The sequence below is a fragment of the Bartonella sp. CE47NXGY genome (assembly GCF_042195415.1).
GTDB lineage: Bacteria > Pseudomonadota > Alphaproteobacteria > Rhizobiales > Rhizobiaceae > Bartonella.
Map to the genome: position 1 here is coordinate 1,759 of NZ_JBHIOI010000010.1, position 16,118 is coordinate 17,876.

The following is a 16,118-nucleotide window of genomic DNA, read 5'->3' on the forward strand; positions in this document are numbered from 1 at the left end:
ATGCCTCATTTTGGTCGCCCAAATCATGGAACCTACCTTATTGAATTACGTAATGTGATGGCAGAGGTTGCCGGACTTCGCCGTTTTGGTGCAGCTTCTCTTGATTTAGCTTATGTTGCTTCTGGCCGAACCGATGGCTTTTGGGAAGATAACTTGCAAATTTGGGATATGGCTGCTGGAATACTGATGGTTCGTGAAGCCGGTGGTTTTGTCACCGATAAAGAAGGCGGCAACAATATATTTCGCAAAAAAAATATCATTGCCGGCAATGAACACATTCGCCTAAAATTAGAAAAAACCCTCAAAAAAGGCATTTAAACCTCAGAAAAGATCTAGCAGATTACGTCAGCCAAGCAGATCGCAAAGAGGAAAAAATTATTTTAAATGAATTAAGCAAAGCGCACCCCAAATTTGGTTTTCTGATGGAAGAGTCAGAAGAAATCACTGGAGAAGATTCACAACACCGTTTTATTGTTGACCCTTTGAGATGGCACCACAAATTTTCTCCATGGCATTCCTTTTTTTGCTGTTTCCATTGCCTTAGAAAGCCAAGGAAAAATCGTTGGTGGTGTCATTTACAATCCCGTGAGTGATGAACTCTTTACCGCAGAACGCGGGTATGGTGCTTTTTTCAATAACCGACGCTGTCGCGTTTCTGCTCGACGCAGACTGGAAGATTGTGTCATTGCCACGGGAATGCCTCATTTTGGTCGCCCAAATCATGGAACCTATCTTATTGAATTACGCAATATAATGATGGAAGTTACTGGATTGCGCCGTTTTGGCGCTGCTCTTGAGTTTATCTTATGTCGCCGCAGAAAAAACCGATGGTTTTTGGGGAGATAACCTGCACATTTTTGATAAAACTACCAGCATACTGATGCTTCGCGAAGCCGGTGGTTTTGTCACCGATAAAGAAGGCGGTAGCGATATATTCCGCAAAAAAAATATCATTGCCGGCAATGAACACATTCGCATCAAACTATAAAAAAAACTTCAAAAAAGCATTTAATTCTTACAGTTTTTTACAAAACCCTTAGAACCTTAAACAAACACATGAAGAAAGAGTTTTTAATTTTCTTTCAAATAACGATAGGAAATAACTGATTAGATAGTGACAAAAAACATCACCACGAACAAAAAATGTACTTGCTATAAGCCCCCACAAAAGCAATCCCCAATATCTTACCTTATGGACGTTTCTGTTATTCAAATTCCCCTGCAAACAAACTGAAAAAGGCAATAAACAAAAAAACATCACAACCAAACGCCACAAGAAACAATTATCGCACCTGAGGCAAAAACCTCTCCTACTTCTCTTGAGAGATCACTCTTACACTGCGCGCAAAAACTTGACTCTAGAAGAGCCCACTCTCTCCTTTTTGGTAAGAGCTGCGGCATATACCTCTATTCTCTTTTCACAAAAATACGCAATTATGCCAATTTCCATTAATATATTAATTCATACAATTGTTATCAGCTTCTCCTTCTTTTCAGCATTATTCTAAAGTATGTATCAAATAGGCATGGGATTTATAAAAATGCACATTTTTGTTCTCGAGAATTGCTTCTTGAAATTCGCTCACGAACTGTTCTTGATCTTTTTTGATAGCCTCTTCCAGTGCATTTACCTTTTCATCACCAAAAATGATTTTTAATTTTTCTTTTGAATTTCCTATTTTGACAAGCATTTTCCAAAAGATCCATTGATTATCACATTTCTTACTTGACCACTTCATCCATTCTATGACTCCTAATTTATAGGCTTTTTCATATGTTGGAGTCTCTTTAGCAATACGCAACCCCTTTTTCTTTTCTTTATCTTTCTCTCTACAAACATCAATGTCATTTCTAACCGTGGAGTAACGACAATCCTTATCAAAGGCCATATATCCTTCTTTTACCGTATCAATAAGCTGCTTATAGTAAATAAAAGTTTTTCTTGCCGCTTTATAAGCACTGGAAATATCATACAATAATGCTAGAAGCTCTCTTTTACAAATGCATAGTAATTCAGCATCTCTAGGCAGACTAAGATACCAACAAGACAGTATCTCTTCTAGCGTTTCATATTCTGTATATTTAGGTATATCTTCATAATAAATTTCCAAAGACTTTAACTCTTCATAGTATCCTGAAGCCTTGTCTTGTAGTTGCTGTTCATATTCAGCCGTAATCATATCATCAATCATATATAACCACCAATGAAACAACAGCATTGTAGGCTTATAGCGCTTTTTTTTCGTCAAAGGGTCCACAAACTTTCGTAATGTGACACCATTCTGTCTCATGAATCGCACAACTTTAGGATAAGTTTCTTTAAAAATTGGACGCATCATTAATTCATTTATTTTTTTGATATGTTCATCAGTCAGTTCTTTTGTCAGCGCCTTTTCATACAAAAACCACGCTTCTCCATATCCTTGCATACAAATATCTTTTACCATCAAAGGCCATTGTCCGCTCGATTCAGAAGATAGCCAATGTTCAGGATTTTTTATCTCCAGTAAATCTCTTTCCCAATGCTTTGCTTCTTCATCCCATTGTTTAATCCATTTTGGCGATATTTTTTGAGTTTTTTAACAAGCCTTTGTTCCCATTGTGCAATAATATCGTGGTATATCGCGCACTCTCGATCTTTTAGCTGCAGTAATTTCTCATATTGCTCAAGTTGTTCACTTAATTGCTTTTTCTGATAATTTGCTAACCAAAGACTATAGATTATGCTCCCTATTATAACTATTCCTACTATAACTATGAAAGTATCGTGATCACTCATTCTTGCTTTCTTCTATCCTCACCAACATTTAACGCAGCTCTTTTATCGACTTCTCGATATTGCATCATTATGTGTATATCTGATTTGAAAATCACTACATATTCTATTTTAATAAAAACAATACACAAAATATAGATGTTTTTATTGGTAAAATAAAACAATTTGTATTTAATTGTACTGCTCTAATGATTTATGCACTTTTAAGAAGAGCTTTATAATTCTTAAAATGCACTCCCACAATATTGGTTCAAAGTACTCAAAAGCCTAACACAGCAAAACATGGCTGCGTGCTCACCTTGTTTTATAAAATTGATAAAAAGCGTCTTTTTACTCATTTATCGGCTCTTTTTTAGTAAAGCGACATCATCATACACTTTCCTAATCCCCTCAATATTACTACAGCCCCTAAAACTTGAGACGATTCATAAAGAGGACTTATTCTTTCTAAAGTGTTTTATTCACGCGAGCTCTCTCTGCTTGCCACATACAAGAGACATGGTTTTGATTGATTTAATATAACTACATTTGGCATGAGAAAATCCTATGTTTTTCATGATCTTTCATGAAAAACAATGAGTTATCATTATAAATCAACGTGACAGTGCTGTTATGAAGAGAACTCTCCCCTTAATTATTCATAGAGATTAACGTGGCATCGTTTTACATTCTATACACAGAAGTGTCTTTATAAAAATACTTCATCTCAGGCAAAAAAAGAACAGCCCGTTAAAAAAGAAAAACACCTCAATGCTTGCTTTTCTTTTTTCCATGAGAGTTTCAAATTGATAAGCCTGTCTGAAAAGAATACTGTTTATGCCCTTAAAGATACTGCTCTTGTATCAAGATCACTTACTCAGATGAAAATTGCAGTTGAGCCAAATGCGCATAAACATTATTTTTTATAATGAGTTGTGTGTTCCTTCTTCCACAAAAGCGCCTTTATCCATCACGAGAATACGATCTGCTTTTAAAATTGTTGCCAAACGATGTGCAATGACCAGGATTTAGGATTTTGCATCAATCCTTCTAAGGTATCTTGCACCAACTTTTCACTGTTTGCATCTAAAGCAAATCTTGCTTCATCAAGTGGCAACATTTTGATTTATAATAATAATTCATTGTCTTGTATGTTGAATGAGAATCCCGAATACCGTAGGATTCTCTCATTTCAAACCATGTTCCATGGTGAACCAACCAAAACCATGTCTTTTGCACGTACCAAGCGGAGAGAGCCCGCGTGAATAAAAAACTATTAAGAAAGAACTTAAAATGCCTATAATAAATTATCTCAAGTGCCAAGGGCTGTAGCAACATCCACGAGTTGGCAAATATAATGACGGTGCCAGCTTGCAACAAGAGGGCTGCATTTCTTAAAAAATGCGTTGTTTTTGCCCCCCAGAAAGCATAGTACCACGTTCTTCTACTTGCGTATCCAAGCCATCTGGTAAAGCTTGAATAAATTCAAATGCATTGGCAGCTTTAGAAGTGGCCAAAATTTCCTCTCCATGGGTATGTTCAGTTCCAAAAAAAGAAGAAAAGTTTACAATTATTTTATTTCAAGTCTTTATACTCTAGGGAAGAAAGGATTTATGCATATATTCAAAATGATTTTTGAATTTAAAAACGCAACCACAATGATTTATAAGTGTTTAAGACCCATCTGTTTATGTCGGATGCGTTTTTGAATTAATATTTAAAGTGCACTCTTTGATAGGATAAAAAACTCATCGTTTGCAATCGATTTGTTTAAAACCCTTGTTCCCCATAAAAAGGAGGCTTTTACATGCCAATATTACCAAAACGATTTTTGAATTTAGAAAGACGACCACCACGATCTACGAGTGTTTGGGAGCCACCTGTCCATGCCGGATGCGTTCTTGGATCAATATCTAGATTAAGAGTATCGCCTTCTTTTCCCCAAGTAGAGCGCGTCGTATATTGGGTTCCATCCGTCATAACAACGGTAATTTTATGATAGTTGGGGTGAATATTCGCTTTCATGCGTCAAACCTTTTGCGTTTATAGAATGAAATAGCACTTGCTTGTTTTTTTAAGTGCACTTCCTTTGTCTTTTTGATACATTGATTTAAAGTATTTATTCCTATAACTGAGCACGCATCAAAAAACAAGTGTTCAAGATACATCATTGTATCAAGTGTTACAAATCCAATACAGTGAGCAAAATTTTATGACATTACGTTCTCGTTCAGAAAAATCGACAAAGTCTTCCCCTAAAAAATCTTCATTCTCTTCGCTTGCAATTTTTGTTCCTTATCTTTTGCGCTATCGTTGGTTGTTTATCTTTGCTTTTCTAGCGTTATCTGTTGCTGCTCTAGTCACATTAGCTTTGCCTGTGGCTATCCGCCAAATGTTTGATCATGGGTTTTCTACTTCAAGCCATGGACATATCAATTTTTACTTTGGAATTTTGTTTATCTTAGCCTTGTTTCTCGCATTTGCTTCAGCAGCCCGTTATTACTGTGTTATCACCTTAGGAGAACGGATTGTTGCCGATTTACGGCGTGATGTGTTTGTCCATATTATGAAACTTTCTCCTGCTTTTTTTGATCGATCACATTCAGGAGAGATTGTTTCAAGGCTTCTAACAGATACCACACAAATAAAATTAGCTGTGGGCTCTACCGCCTCTACCGCATTGCGTCAGCTGATTATCGTGATCGGAGCCGTCGTGATGATGGTGATCACCAATGCTAAATTGTCTTTGTTGGTTTTAGCAGCTATTCCTGTTGTGGCCATTCCCTTGGTAGTCTTTGGACGTAAAGTTCGCTCTCGTACCCGCGCGGCGCAAGATCGTCTCGCAGATGCCAATGCTGTTGCTACAGAGCAGGTAAGTGCTATTCGCACTGTGCAAGCTTTTACCGCTGAAAAACTCGTTACAATACGTTTTTCACAATTGATAGAACGTGCTTTTCAAACAGCACGTGCTTCTGTAATCTTGCGCTCCTTTTTTACGGGGTTTGCAATTTTTTTGGTTTTTAGCAGTGTGGTTGCTGTTTTATGGATCGGATCGCGCGATGTTTTGAATGGAACGATGACAGGAGGGACATTAGGGCAATTTGTCCTTTATGCGGTTTTTGGAGCTTCTACTTTTGCGCAATTATCGGAATTGGGAGCAGAATTAATCCAAGCAGCAGGTGCTGCTGAGCGGCTTGCCGAATTGTTACAAGAACAACCTACTATTGTAGCACCTAAAAATCCTTTATCATTGGCGCAACCTGTTCGAGGTGAACTTGTTTTTGATCAAGTTGATTTTACCTATCCTTCTAGACCACAAGAGAAGGTTTTACGCTCGCTTTCATTTTCTGTAAAAGCAGGCGAAACGGTTGCTTTTGTTGGGGCTTCTGGAGCAGGAAAAAGCAGCATTTTTTCTTTGATCCTTCGTTTTTATGATCCGACAAATGGAACAATTCGGTTGGATGGCATGGAAATTAATCGCCTTTCTTTACAAGATTTACGCAGTGCAATTTCCTATGTTCCACAAGATGTTGCCATTTTTGATGGAACATTGCGTGATAATATTATTTTTGGAACTGAAAATACCCATGAAGAGGAAATCCTTGCTGCCGCTAAAGCGGCTAATGCACTTGAATTTATTCAAGCTTTACCAGATGGCTTGGATACGCAAGTAGGAGAACGCGGTACCATGCTTTCTGGGGGACAAAAACAACGCATTGGTATTGCGCGGGCAATTTTAAGAAATGCACCCCTGTTGCTGCTTGATGAAGCAACATCGGCTTTAGATGCAAACAGTGAAAAGTTGGTGCAAGACGCCTTAGAAGGGTTGATGCAAAACCGCACAACCTTGGTCATTGCACATCGTTTGGCAACAATTTTAAAAGCAGATCGCATTCTTGTGATGGATAAAGGCGCCCTTGTGGAAGAAGGAACCCATGCCGAACTTGTGGCAAAAAATGGCGTTTATGCTTACCTCGCAAAACTCCAATTTTCACCCGAATAAGTAATCTTGATACAAGAGCAATATCTTTAAGGGCATAAACAGCACTTTTTTCAGACAGGCTTATCAATTTAAATCTCTCATGGAAAAAAGAAAAGCAAGCATTGAGATGTTTTTCTTTTTTCTGCGCAAGATGGAGTATTTTTATAAAGACACTTCTGTGTACAGAATATAAAATAATACCCAGTTAAATCGCTATGGGCTATTAAGATGTGCAAGGAGTTCTCTTCATAACAGCACTGTCACGTTGATTTATAAGGATAATTCATTGTTTTTCATGAAAGATCATGAATACCATAGGATTTTCTCATGTCAAACCCTCATAGTGAGTCAAACAAAATCTCTTGGCTTGCTCATCACAAGCAGAGTTGGTGTGTGGAGTAAAACGGTACAAGAAAGAGGTAAAATACCTCCCTTGCCCCTTTACGTTCTAAGGGCTGTCAAAACATTGGGGCGCTGACAAAAGAGTATACGCTGGCAAAAAGTATAATAGGTGCTCGCTTGCTGAAACCCTTATGCGGCTCACTTGATAGGCTCTAGGGACACAAGCACTACCCTAAAGACTGACCACACTCTTTAAAAAACTGAATATGAAAAACTTTTCATACCCTCTCTCACCGCTATAAATAATAGTGTTTACCGAAAATCATGACAAATTGTAATTCACAAATACGCTTCTCTCTATTGCAAGAATATCCTTTTCTTCTCTTTCAAAAAAACGAACACTGTTTGCAGATCCATATTATTGAAAAAGAGCAAAGACTCTTTTAGCACTTTTGAGCTTCTTATAACTTTGTGAGAGCACATGAGCAACAGCTTTTATAATAAACTGGCTTTTGGCAAAATTGTAAAATTTTACCAAATTTATTGTTTTTAAATATCACCACGACCACTGTTCTGCTCTTGCAGACACGCAACCTCAAAACAACGTCTCTTTGCTCACAAATCGTCTCTCCAGCTCTCTCTTTCAGTCATAGCCCATAAAATAAGGATAGAGTACTTCGATTGAATACCATCTTCTCACCCCCTCCAAGCCCAATATATTTTACAGCCCTCAACTTTATAGCACCCCCTGTCGTGCTTTAAGAAAGCATTTTAACGATGATAAGAACATGTACAAAGAGGATATATCTTTAGGGTATTTATGTTTTAAAGCTTGCACTAAATCATAATTTTTTTGTATAGCGAGCCAAGTGTGTGTAAAATACACACCCTAACCATTTCAAATCATTCAGCTGTTTCAGGAACAGATAAGCCAAGTTCTACGATTATATCTTCAATCACAAATTCATCGAAGTGCAGCGGATTTTCATCATTTTTTAGCGCTCCTCTTCAGTAATCCTCTAGATAATTAACTCATTCAGCATCTATACCAGCAAAGCGAAATATTATGTGCTAATTTTTCTTTACATTCATTAGCCAAGCCCCCTCAAAATGACCTTTTAGTGAATAGAGCTAAAAGGATAAGTCTTCAAAACCATTTGGTGAGATAGCTATATCAAGAGCACCTAAAATACGCCTTAGTTTCTAAGATAGGCAACTTCCCCCCTTTATCGTATCAGTCTTGTAGAACTTTAAACCCTTTATGTTTAAATCAATAAATCATAATTGGATTATATTGCATAAAGATGCTTTTTCTCATTTTTCCATTTAACACACGATAAGTTACCATTTAGGCACGATGAGAAGCTTGCCCTTTATATCATGATTTCAGAACCGCATGAGAAGAATAAAAGATGATGTGGCTTAATAAGAGAGTTTGTTCATAAGCCGTTTGGGTGTCTTAATCAAGGATGCCGTTAGGCGCGCACCGCCCTTGTAAAGGGTTGCCTTGAGGCTTAAGGACCCAAGGCTTTTTAGTCCCTTCATTAAAAACGCGGGTCTGATGTCATTATTTTGGAGAGCGATTATGAAGAATTTGAGAGGCAGACAGCCTCTCATTTTGATTTGTATGCAAACGAATTGCACTCTATTTATTCAGGGAGAATAAGAACATACCCAGGAGGTGCTAAACGGAACAAGAGAGCGTCGTAACCCCACATAGCATACATGCAGCAAATAGAAAAAACGCCTTCACCAATTGCTAAGATTAATGTGAGCGATATACCGGCTTCATCTGCTGTTGCTTCGCGGCGTTGTAAGTAGTATCCGACAAAAAAGAAAAAGCACGCTAATCCACTCGCACCCGAAAAGAAGCTTAGTATGGCATGAACCGGTCCACGTATGTTGAACAGGATAAGAAAAATTGTGAAAGTAAATACTGCAAAGATCCCTTCGAATACCCCACGCACCATATTGCACAATTTTCGCATCATAATTGCAGAAAAGCTCTGTTCTGCGTATCGATTTTTTCTTTTGATGCTTGTATTCTTAGAAGATATACTGTTATTTTTAGAAGATATACCGTCCACAACTCCCCCCGTTTTAAGCCAAGATGCTATGAAGTTAGACATTTGTAATTATATCATCAAAAAATACAAGAAAAATTTATCCATTTTAACGAAAAAATAGGTGTTTTATTGAGGTGCAAATCTATTTTCTTTCGCAAGAGTTATTCAATTCGTTCGCCAATAGAAAAACTACCCCCATTGAAGAGGAAGCTATCCTGACGCAGAAAAGCTTCATAAGCTGTATTCCAATCCGCTCAGAAATCGCAACTCTCTAATCTACCCGCTTAATCCACCTTTGAAACTGCAATCAAATAAATTCTGCTGATGACAAGTAATGATAACATGAAAAAGAAAAAATATCATAATATCAAACTCTTCAATACAGTATGAGCTTTATGATTTTCACTCAAAAAGCAAGTGCCCACCCATGAACGACACCATACTAAAGTGCTGTGCACTCACAAATTTCCTAGCATTATCTCCCCTTCTCGAAATTGCACCTCTCCCGCAATCTTATCTCTCGATAGCACCCATTAAAGACTTTTAAAAGGTCCAAGGAAAAAACTCTCTGAGAAAGCTTTCAAGCCTAAAATGCCCCCGCCATTTTTATCATGATGAGGGCACCTAAAATCACGCAGAAACATGCAAAATCTCCCCGCATTTAAGAACAGAGCTTGTGCTTCAATCGCACGCTTTTTCTTGTTCTCTTGTCCATTGTCCCAAAGCCGCAAGATGGTTCATCCGAGCGCGATGACGAAATGCCTTCTGTGCAACAGCAATATTTTCATCTTTTCCTGCCCATGCTTTTAAGGCAGCTGCTTGCAATGCGCGTCCATAGGAAAAGGTCAATTTCCAAGGCAATACGCCCAAAGAATTCATAGCAGATAAATGCGCCGTTGCTTCCTGATCAGACTGCCCTCCAGAAAGAAAAGCAATTCCGGGAACAGCGGCAGGAACAGTCTGTTTAAGCACTTGGACGGTCTTTTCAGCAACTTCTTCAACAGAAGCCTTGCGAGCATCCTTTCCATCAATCACCATATTGGGCTTTAAAATCATCCCCTCCAAAAGAACACGAGCTTCAAACAATTCTTTAAAGACAGCTTGCAAAACAGTGCGTGTCACCTCAAAGCAGCGTGTGATTGAATGCCCACACGATGATCCATCCATCAACACTTCCGGCTCAACAATGGGCACAATATTGAACTCCTGACATAAGGCAGCATAGCGTGCAAGAGCTTGTGCATTTTGTCTTATGGCGCCTCTTGTTGGCAAAGTGTGTTCATCAATAGCAATTACCGCACGCCATTTAGCAAAACGTGCTCCCAAAGCATAATAATCTTTTAGCCGCTCACGAAGACCATCCAACCCTTCGGTAATTGTCTCTTGGGGAAAAGCCGCCAAGGGTTTTGCACCGGTATCAACTTTAATGCCTGGCAAAGCGCCTGAATCCCGAATAAGATCCGTCAACATTTTCCCAGTTGATGCTTTTTGCCGAATGGTTTCATCAAATAAAATAACCCCAGAGATGGCGTTTTCCATCGCTTCTTTTGTACTAAAAAGCATTTCACGATAAGCACGGCGCTTATCTTCATTGGATTCAACACCAATGCTTTCAAAACGCTTTCCAATGGTCGCCGTACTTTCATCTGCCGCCAAAATACCTTTACCCGCATGCACCAAAGCAAGTGCAATATCTTCAAGCCGTTCATTCATAAAAAAATTCCTCTTTATTTTGTCTTAATTTCTAAAAATGCGCAACACTATCAAAAACACTCTACACGACTGTATAATTTTTCTTTAACCTTCCCCTCCAAAGAAGCCCTTTAAGCCTGCATGAGGGCAAGAATACCAGGAAGAGTCTTTCCTTCCATCCATTCCAAAAAAGCTCCTCCAGCAGTCGAAAGATAAGTAAAATCATTGGCAACACCGGCATGATTAAGGGCAAAAACCGTATCGCCCCCTCCGGCAATTGAAACCAACTTTCCCGTCAAACTACGTTCTGCTGCATGGCGTGCAACGGCAATGGTTCCCTTATCAAAAGGAGACATCTCAAAAACACCAAGGGGTCCATTCCACACAAGAGTAGCAGCTTCATCTATCGCAGTATTGATATGCGCAATAGAGCGCGTCCCAATATCCAATATCATGCCATCTTGTGGAATATCTTCAATGTCATAAAGACGATGCGGTGCATCTTTTTCAAAACGAAATCCAACGACAGCATCCTGAGGGAGCAGAAGCGTACAGTGACACTCTTGCGCTTTTTTAATAATTTTTTTTATCGTTTCCATCAATGCATGTTCACACAGAGACTTTCCTACATGGATACCTTGCGCAGCTAAAAAACTGTTAGCCATCCCCCCACCAATAATTAAGGAGTCAACTTTTTCCACCAAATGATTGAGCACAAAAAGCTTACTAGAAACCTTTGCTCCTCCCACAAGAGCAACCACAGGACGTGCTGGATTGCCCAATCCTTTTTCTAATGCCTGCAATTCACCTTGCAAAGAGCGTCCTGCATAAGAAGGCAACAAATGCGTTATTCCCTCCACCGAAGCATGGGCACGATGAGAAACTGAAAAAGCATCATTAACATAGAGATCTCCATTATGAGCCAAAGCTTCTGCAAAAGAACAATCATTCTTTTCTTCCCCTGAATGAAAACGAACATTTTCAAGCAGTAAAACACTCCCATTTTGTAATGCTTCAACAGCTATCTGTGCTGCTGTACCGATACAATCGGGAGCAAAAGCAACCGGCTGATTAATGATCTTTTCCAGCACTTGCACAACAGGACGGAGTGAAAACTCTTGCTCTACCTTTCCTTTGGGGCGACCACAATGAGAAAGCAGAATAAGTTTAGCACCACGCTTTTGTAGCTCAACGAGTGTCTCTTTATGTCGTACAAGACGCGTCTCATCGCATACCTTACCTTGCGCCATAGGAACATTAAAATCTACGCGCACCAGAACACGTTTACCCAAAACATCAACATCATCAAGTGTACGAAACCCCATCACTGCTTCCTCTTCACTTTCCATTGTTTCAAATAAAAACGCATCCAACAACCCTGCCCACTTTTCTTTCCACTTATCCCCCCTCTTTGCTTTTACAAGAGATCCACGACAGCCCATCTCTCACCCTCTGTTTGAAAAGCCAAAGCTTTTATCGTCAAATGTACAAAAGCCCACCATTGCTCTTAATCTTCATATTCCATTGTGGCAAACAAATGCATTGGCTCAACTTGATCTCTATTAAAGCTTCCTTTTACTTCTAGGAAAAAGAGTTTACATCTCCTGTTTTCTAACGTTTTCTCAAAGGGTATCTCGTTCAGATCTTACTTTTTCAAAGTTTACTCTTTCATGCATCTTTTAAAAGCACGTATTGACACAGTATTAAAACAAAACACATCATCAATGTTTCAATAGCCTCTTCTCTCTAGCGCATGAGAACAACAGCCTCTATCTGTTTTTCTCAAAATTGCACAAAAATGAGACTTTTCCCTATAAAAAGAGGACCCTGAGGTCCTCTTATATTGTCTTAGCAAAAGCCACTGCCGTATCACTCATACGGTTAGAAAAGCCCCATTCATTATCATACCAAACCAGAACGCGACAGAGCTTACCATCAATCACTTTGGTTTGATCATTGTGGAAAATAGCTGAATGAGGATTATGATTAAAATCACAACTCACGAGTTTCTCTTCTGTAGTGTCCAAAACGCCCTTCAAAGAACCTTGTGCAGCAGTAGCAATAGCTGTATTAATTTCTTCGATTGTTGTGGAACGCTTAGCGATAAATGTCAAATCAACCACAGAAACATTAGGGGTCGGAACACGAATCGATACACCATCAAGCAATCCCTTTAATTCTGGCAAAACCAATCCCACAGCTTTTGCCGCTCCTGTTGAGGTAGGAATCATAGAAAGAGCTGCCGCACGTGCACGATAAAGGTCCCGATGCATTGTATCCAATACAGGTTGATCACCCGTATAAGAATGGATTGTTGTCATAAAGCCCTTTTCAATGCCCACCGTGTTGTGTAAAACTTGTGCAACAGGCGCCAAACAATTGGTTGTACAAGAAGCATTTGAAACAACGCGATGCTCGCTGCTTAAAGATTGATGATTAACCCCATAGACGACCGTAAGATCTGCTCCTTCAGAAGGCGCAGAAATAAGAACACGCTTTGCCCCCGCATCTAAATGAGCACTTGCTTTATCACGCGCAGTAAAAATACCCGTACATTCCAAAGCAATATCGATATCCAAATCTTTCCAAGGCAATTGAGCAGGATCACGCTCTGCGCATACCTTTATTAAACCACCTCCCACATCAATAGCATCCCCTACCACCTTAACGATCCCAGGAAAACGCCCATGAACTGAATCATAGCGTAATAAATGGGCATTTGTTTCCACCGATCCCAAATCATTAATTGCAACCACTTCAACATCTTGTCGTCCACTTTCCACAAGTGCACGTAAAATATTGCGACCAATACGACCAAACCCATTAATTGCAACACGAACTGTCATTTCACATGTTTCCTCATCAATTTTTAAAAGCACAACATTTAAAACACAATAAATGGGTATTTCACCAATCCAAAATCATTAATTCCCACAATGTCAATATCTTGATCACTCACTCACTTATCCACAATAATGCACAAGATCATCCACAATACTGCACAGAATATGATGCCCTACAATCACCCCATTCATGACAACACAAGCTGTCACTTTGTCTTTTCCTCTTTGATCTTTTCCAGCCCTTTTTCAACGGTGGCAACAACATTTTCCCAAGTAATACCAAAATGCGCATAAAGGGCATCAATTGTTCCACTTGCCCCAAAGCCCTCCATACCAATAAACACACCATCACAGCCAATAAAACGGTCCCATCCTTGGGCGACAGCAGCTTCAATAGCAATTTTAATCGGTGCATCTCCAATGAGAGCACGCTGATAGGAGAGAGATTGTTGAGAAAAAAGTTCAAAACAAGGCACAGAAACCACACGCGTTGGGATGCCTTTTTCTTCTAACACTGCATGTGCCTCCACTGCAATTTGCAATTCTGAACCAGAAGCAAACAGCGTCACTTGTGCATCATCGCTAGCTGTTAGAAATTCATAAGCACCAAGCATACAGAGATTTTCTTCTTCATACTCTTGACGCAAAAGCGGTAGATTTTGTCGACTTAAAGCCAAGGTAGAAGGCGTCCCGCATGCTTTCAAAGCCAATTGCCAACACTCGACTGTCTCCATAGCATCGGCAGGACGGAACACAAAATGATTAGGCATTGCACGCAGGCAAGCCAAATGCTCTACGGGTTGATGGGTCGGACCATCCTCACCAAGACCAATAGAATCATGAGTCATGACATAAATCACCCGCAACCCCATGAGAGAAGACAAACGCATAGCAGGACGCATATAATCAGAAAAGCATAAAAAGGTTCCCCCATAAGGAATAAAGCCGCCATAAAGGGCAAGACCATTCATCACAGCTCCCATTGCATGTTCGCGAATTCCATAATGCAGATAGCGCCCTGAAAAATCTTCAGCAGAGATACTTTTCATCTGGCTACTTTTTGTATTATTAGATCCGGTTAAATCAGCCGAACCACCAATAGTCTCAACAACGACTTCATTGATCACTTCAAGAGCCATTTCCGAAGCTTTACGCGTAGCAACAACGGGGCGCTCTTCAACCAATTTCTGTTTATAAGTATCAATAGCGCCATCAAATCCGCCCACGAGATCGCCCCGCATCAATCTTTCAAACTCCACACGCTCTGAGACAGGAAGATCAGCAAATTTTTCTTCCCATTTTTGGCGTTTTTTAGCAGCATTGAGACTAGCCAAGCGCCAATTATCGAGAATATCGGCTGGAATAACGAAAGGCTCAGCATCCCACCCTAACGCGATACGGGTTTCAGTGATTTCTCGTGCGCCCAAAGGGGCTCCGTGAACTTTATTGGTACCCGCTTTATTGGGTGCTCCAAAGCCAATTGTTGTTTTACAAGCGATCAAAGTTGGTTTATCGGAATTTTGTGCCGCCTCAATAGCCCGCGCAATTGCTGCTTGATCATGCCCATTGACTTTATGTGTCTCCCAACCAGATGCCTTAAAACGCGCAATCTGATCTGTACTGTCAGCAAGGGAAATCTCTCCATCGATAGAAATATTATTATCGTCCCACAACACAATAAGCTTATTGAGTTTCAAATGACCAGCAAGGGAAAGTGCTTCTTGAGATATCCCTTCCATAAGGCATCCATCGCCCACCAACGCATAAGTGTAATGGTTGATAAGATCACCAAAACGAGCATTTTGCAAACGCTCTCCAAGAGCCATCCCCACAGCATTAGCCAACCCTTGTCCAAGAGGACCAGTCGTTGTTTCGATTCCTGCCACATGCCCATATTCTGGATGCCCAGCAAGCTTTGCTCCTAATTGGCGAAAATTTTTGAGATCTTCAATGCCAATATCTTCATAACCAGAAAGATACAAGAGAGCATAAAGCAACATAGACCCATGTCCTGCTGATAACACAAAACGATCACGGTTAGGCCAGCGAGGTTTTTTGGGGTCATGAGCAAGGAATCTTGTATAAAGAACCGTAGCAATATCGGCTGCTCCCATTGGCAAGCCCGGATGACCAGAATTTGCTTTTTCAATCGCATCAATAGCAAGAAAACGGATAGCATTGGCCATCTGATTCTGTTGGTGGGTGTTTGTCATGAATACTCGACCATTTCGTTAAATACGTTATTCTGTTGCTTTTTCCGTATTCTCTTAAAATTCTCAAGAAATACTATTTTCTAACCATTAGCGTGAGACTTTTTGCCACCACTTCAATAATATTAATAACATTCCCCTCACGCGTTCTGTATATCCATGTCATTTATGCCAATACGCGCAAAAAATCCAGCTTTTAATTTATATCTATCCCCTGCTTTGCTTGCT

Annotated in this window: 10 protein-coding genes and 3 pseudogenes; 3 read left to right on the forward strand and 10 right to left on the reverse strand. The window is 39.7% G+C overall.

Annotation, left to right across the window (positions count from 1 at the left end; genetic code table 11):
* Both ACFIL3_RS04780 and ACFIL3_RS04785 read left to right on the forward strand, forming a co-directional pair.
* A partial coding sequence (locus ACFIL3_RS04780) for an inositol monophosphatase family protein (protein WP_375681885.1) occupies positions 1-318 on the forward strand: 318 nt, incomplete at its 5' end.
* Positions 319-326: 8 nt separating this feature from the next.
* Positions 327-1,005 (forward strand): annotated as a pseudogene (locus tag ACFIL3_RS04785) (inositol monophosphatase family protein); the annotation flags it as partial.
* Between the two features lie 494 nt (positions 1,006-1,499).
* Here the strand turns inward: ACFIL3_RS04785 and ACFIL3_RS04790 are convergent.
* From ACFIL3_RS04790 to rpmE, 5 genes and pseudogenes are all read right to left on the reverse strand, one after another.
* Entirely contained in the window at positions 1,500-2,447 is a 948-nt protein-coding gene (locus ACFIL3_RS04790; protein ID WP_375681886.1) for a hypothetical protein, read from the reverse strand.
* A gap of 50 nt (positions 2,448-2,497) precedes the next feature.
* Positions 2,498-2,779, reverse strand: coding sequence for a hypothetical protein (locus ACFIL3_RS04795; RefSeq protein WP_375681887.1), 282 nt, complete (start codon positions 2,777-2,779; stop codon positions 2,498-2,500).
* Positions 2,780-3,628: 849 nt separating this feature from the next.
* Positions 3,629-3,875: pseudogene (locus ACFIL3_RS04800) on the reverse strand (ABC transporter); the annotation flags it as partial.
* Between the two features lie 209 nt (positions 3,876-4,084).
* A pseudogene (locus ACFIL3_RS04805) lies at positions 4,085-4,305 on the reverse strand (ABC transporter); the annotation flags it as partial.
* Positions 4,306-4,558: 253 nt separating this feature from the next.
* Positions 4,559-4,780 (reverse strand): 50S ribosomal protein L31, encoded by a 222-nt coding sequence (gene rpmE / locus ACFIL3_RS04810; RefSeq protein ID WP_005774581.1) that lies wholly within the window; start codon positions 4,778-4,780, stop codon positions 4,559-4,561.
* Positions 4,781-4,967: 187 nt separating this feature from the next.
* On the opposite strand from rpmE, the gene ACFIL3_RS04815 reads away from it, so the two are divergent.
* The gene (locus ACFIL3_RS04815; protein WP_375681888.1) at positions 4,968-6,758 is read left to right on the forward strand and encodes an ABC transporter transmembrane domain-containing protein; all 1,791 of its coding nucleotides are present in this window, start codon (positions 4,968-4,970) and stop codon (positions 6,756-6,758) included.
* A 1,970-nt stretch (positions 6,759-8,728) separates the two neighbouring features.
* Here ACFIL3_RS04815 and ACFIL3_RS04820 read toward each other — a convergent pair.
* The 5 genes from ACFIL3_RS04820 to tkt form a co-directional block, all read right to left on the reverse strand.
* Positions 8,729-9,166 carry a hypothetical protein gene (locus tag ACFIL3_RS04820; protein ID WP_375611741.1) on the reverse strand — a complete coding sequence of 146 codons (438 nt, stop codon included), beginning with the start codon at positions 9,164-9,166 and terminating at the stop codon, positions 8,729-8,731.
* A 660-nt stretch (positions 9,167-9,826) separates the two neighbouring features.
* On the reverse strand, positions 9,827-10,858 hold the full coding sequence (locus ACFIL3_RS04825; protein WP_375649855.1) for a class I fructose-bisphosphate aldolase: 1,032 nt from the start codon (positions 10,856-10,858) through the stop codon (positions 9,827-9,829).
* 110 nt (positions 10,859-10,968) lie between these two features.
* The gene (locus ACFIL3_RS04830) at positions 10,969-12,162 is read right to left on the reverse strand and encodes a phosphoglycerate kinase (RefSeq protein WP_375681891.1); all 1,194 of its coding nucleotides are present in this window, start codon (positions 12,160-12,162) and stop codon (positions 10,969-10,971) included.
* 513 nt (positions 12,163-12,675) lie between these two features.
* Positions 12,676-13,683: a type I glyceraldehyde-3-phosphate dehydrogenase gene (gene gap / locus ACFIL3_RS04835; protein WP_375611739.1), complete on the reverse strand. Its 1,008-nt coding sequence runs from the start codon at positions 13,681-13,683 to the stop codon at positions 12,676-12,678.
* A 203-nt stretch (positions 13,684-13,886) separates the two neighbouring features.
* Positions 13,887-15,893, reverse strand: coding sequence for a transketolase (tkt, locus tag ACFIL3_RS04840; RefSeq protein ID WP_375681275.1), 2,007 nt, complete (start codon positions 15,891-15,893; stop codon positions 13,887-13,889).
* Positions 15,894-16,118 lie beyond the last annotated feature (225 nt).

Bases quoted from the DNA above. Each gene is read 5' to 3' on its own strand.
- ACFIL3_RS04790 (WP_375681886.1), bottom strand. From the start codon at position 2,447: ATGGTAAAAGATATTTGTATGCAAGGATATGGAGAAGCGTGGTTTTTG.
- ACFIL3_RS04795 (WP_375681887.1), bottom strand. From the start codon at position 2,779: ATGAGTGATCACGATACTTTCATAGTTATAGTAGGAATAGTTATAATA.
- rpmE (WP_005774581.1), bottom strand. From the start codon at position 4,780: ATGAAAGCGAATATTCACCCCAACTATCATAAAATTACCGTTGTTATG.
- ACFIL3_RS04815 (WP_375681888.1), top strand. From the start codon at position 4,968: ATGACATTACGTTCTCGTTCAGAAAAATCGACAAAGTCTTCCCCTAAA.
- ACFIL3_RS04825 (WP_375649855.1), bottom strand. From the start codon at position 10,858: ATGAATGAACGGCTTGAAGATATTGCACTTGCTTTGGTGCATGCGGGT.
- ACFIL3_RS04830 (WP_375681891.1), bottom strand. From the start codon at position 12,162: ATGGGGTTTCGTACACTTGATGATGTTGATGTTTTGGGTAAACGTGTT.
- gap (WP_375611739.1), bottom strand. From the start codon at position 13,683: ATGACAGTTCGTGTTGCAATTAATGGGTTTGGTCGTATTGGTCGCAAT.
- tkt (WP_375681275.1), bottom strand. From the start codon at position 15,893: ATGACAAACACCCACCAACAGAATCAGATGGCCAATGCTATCCGTTTT.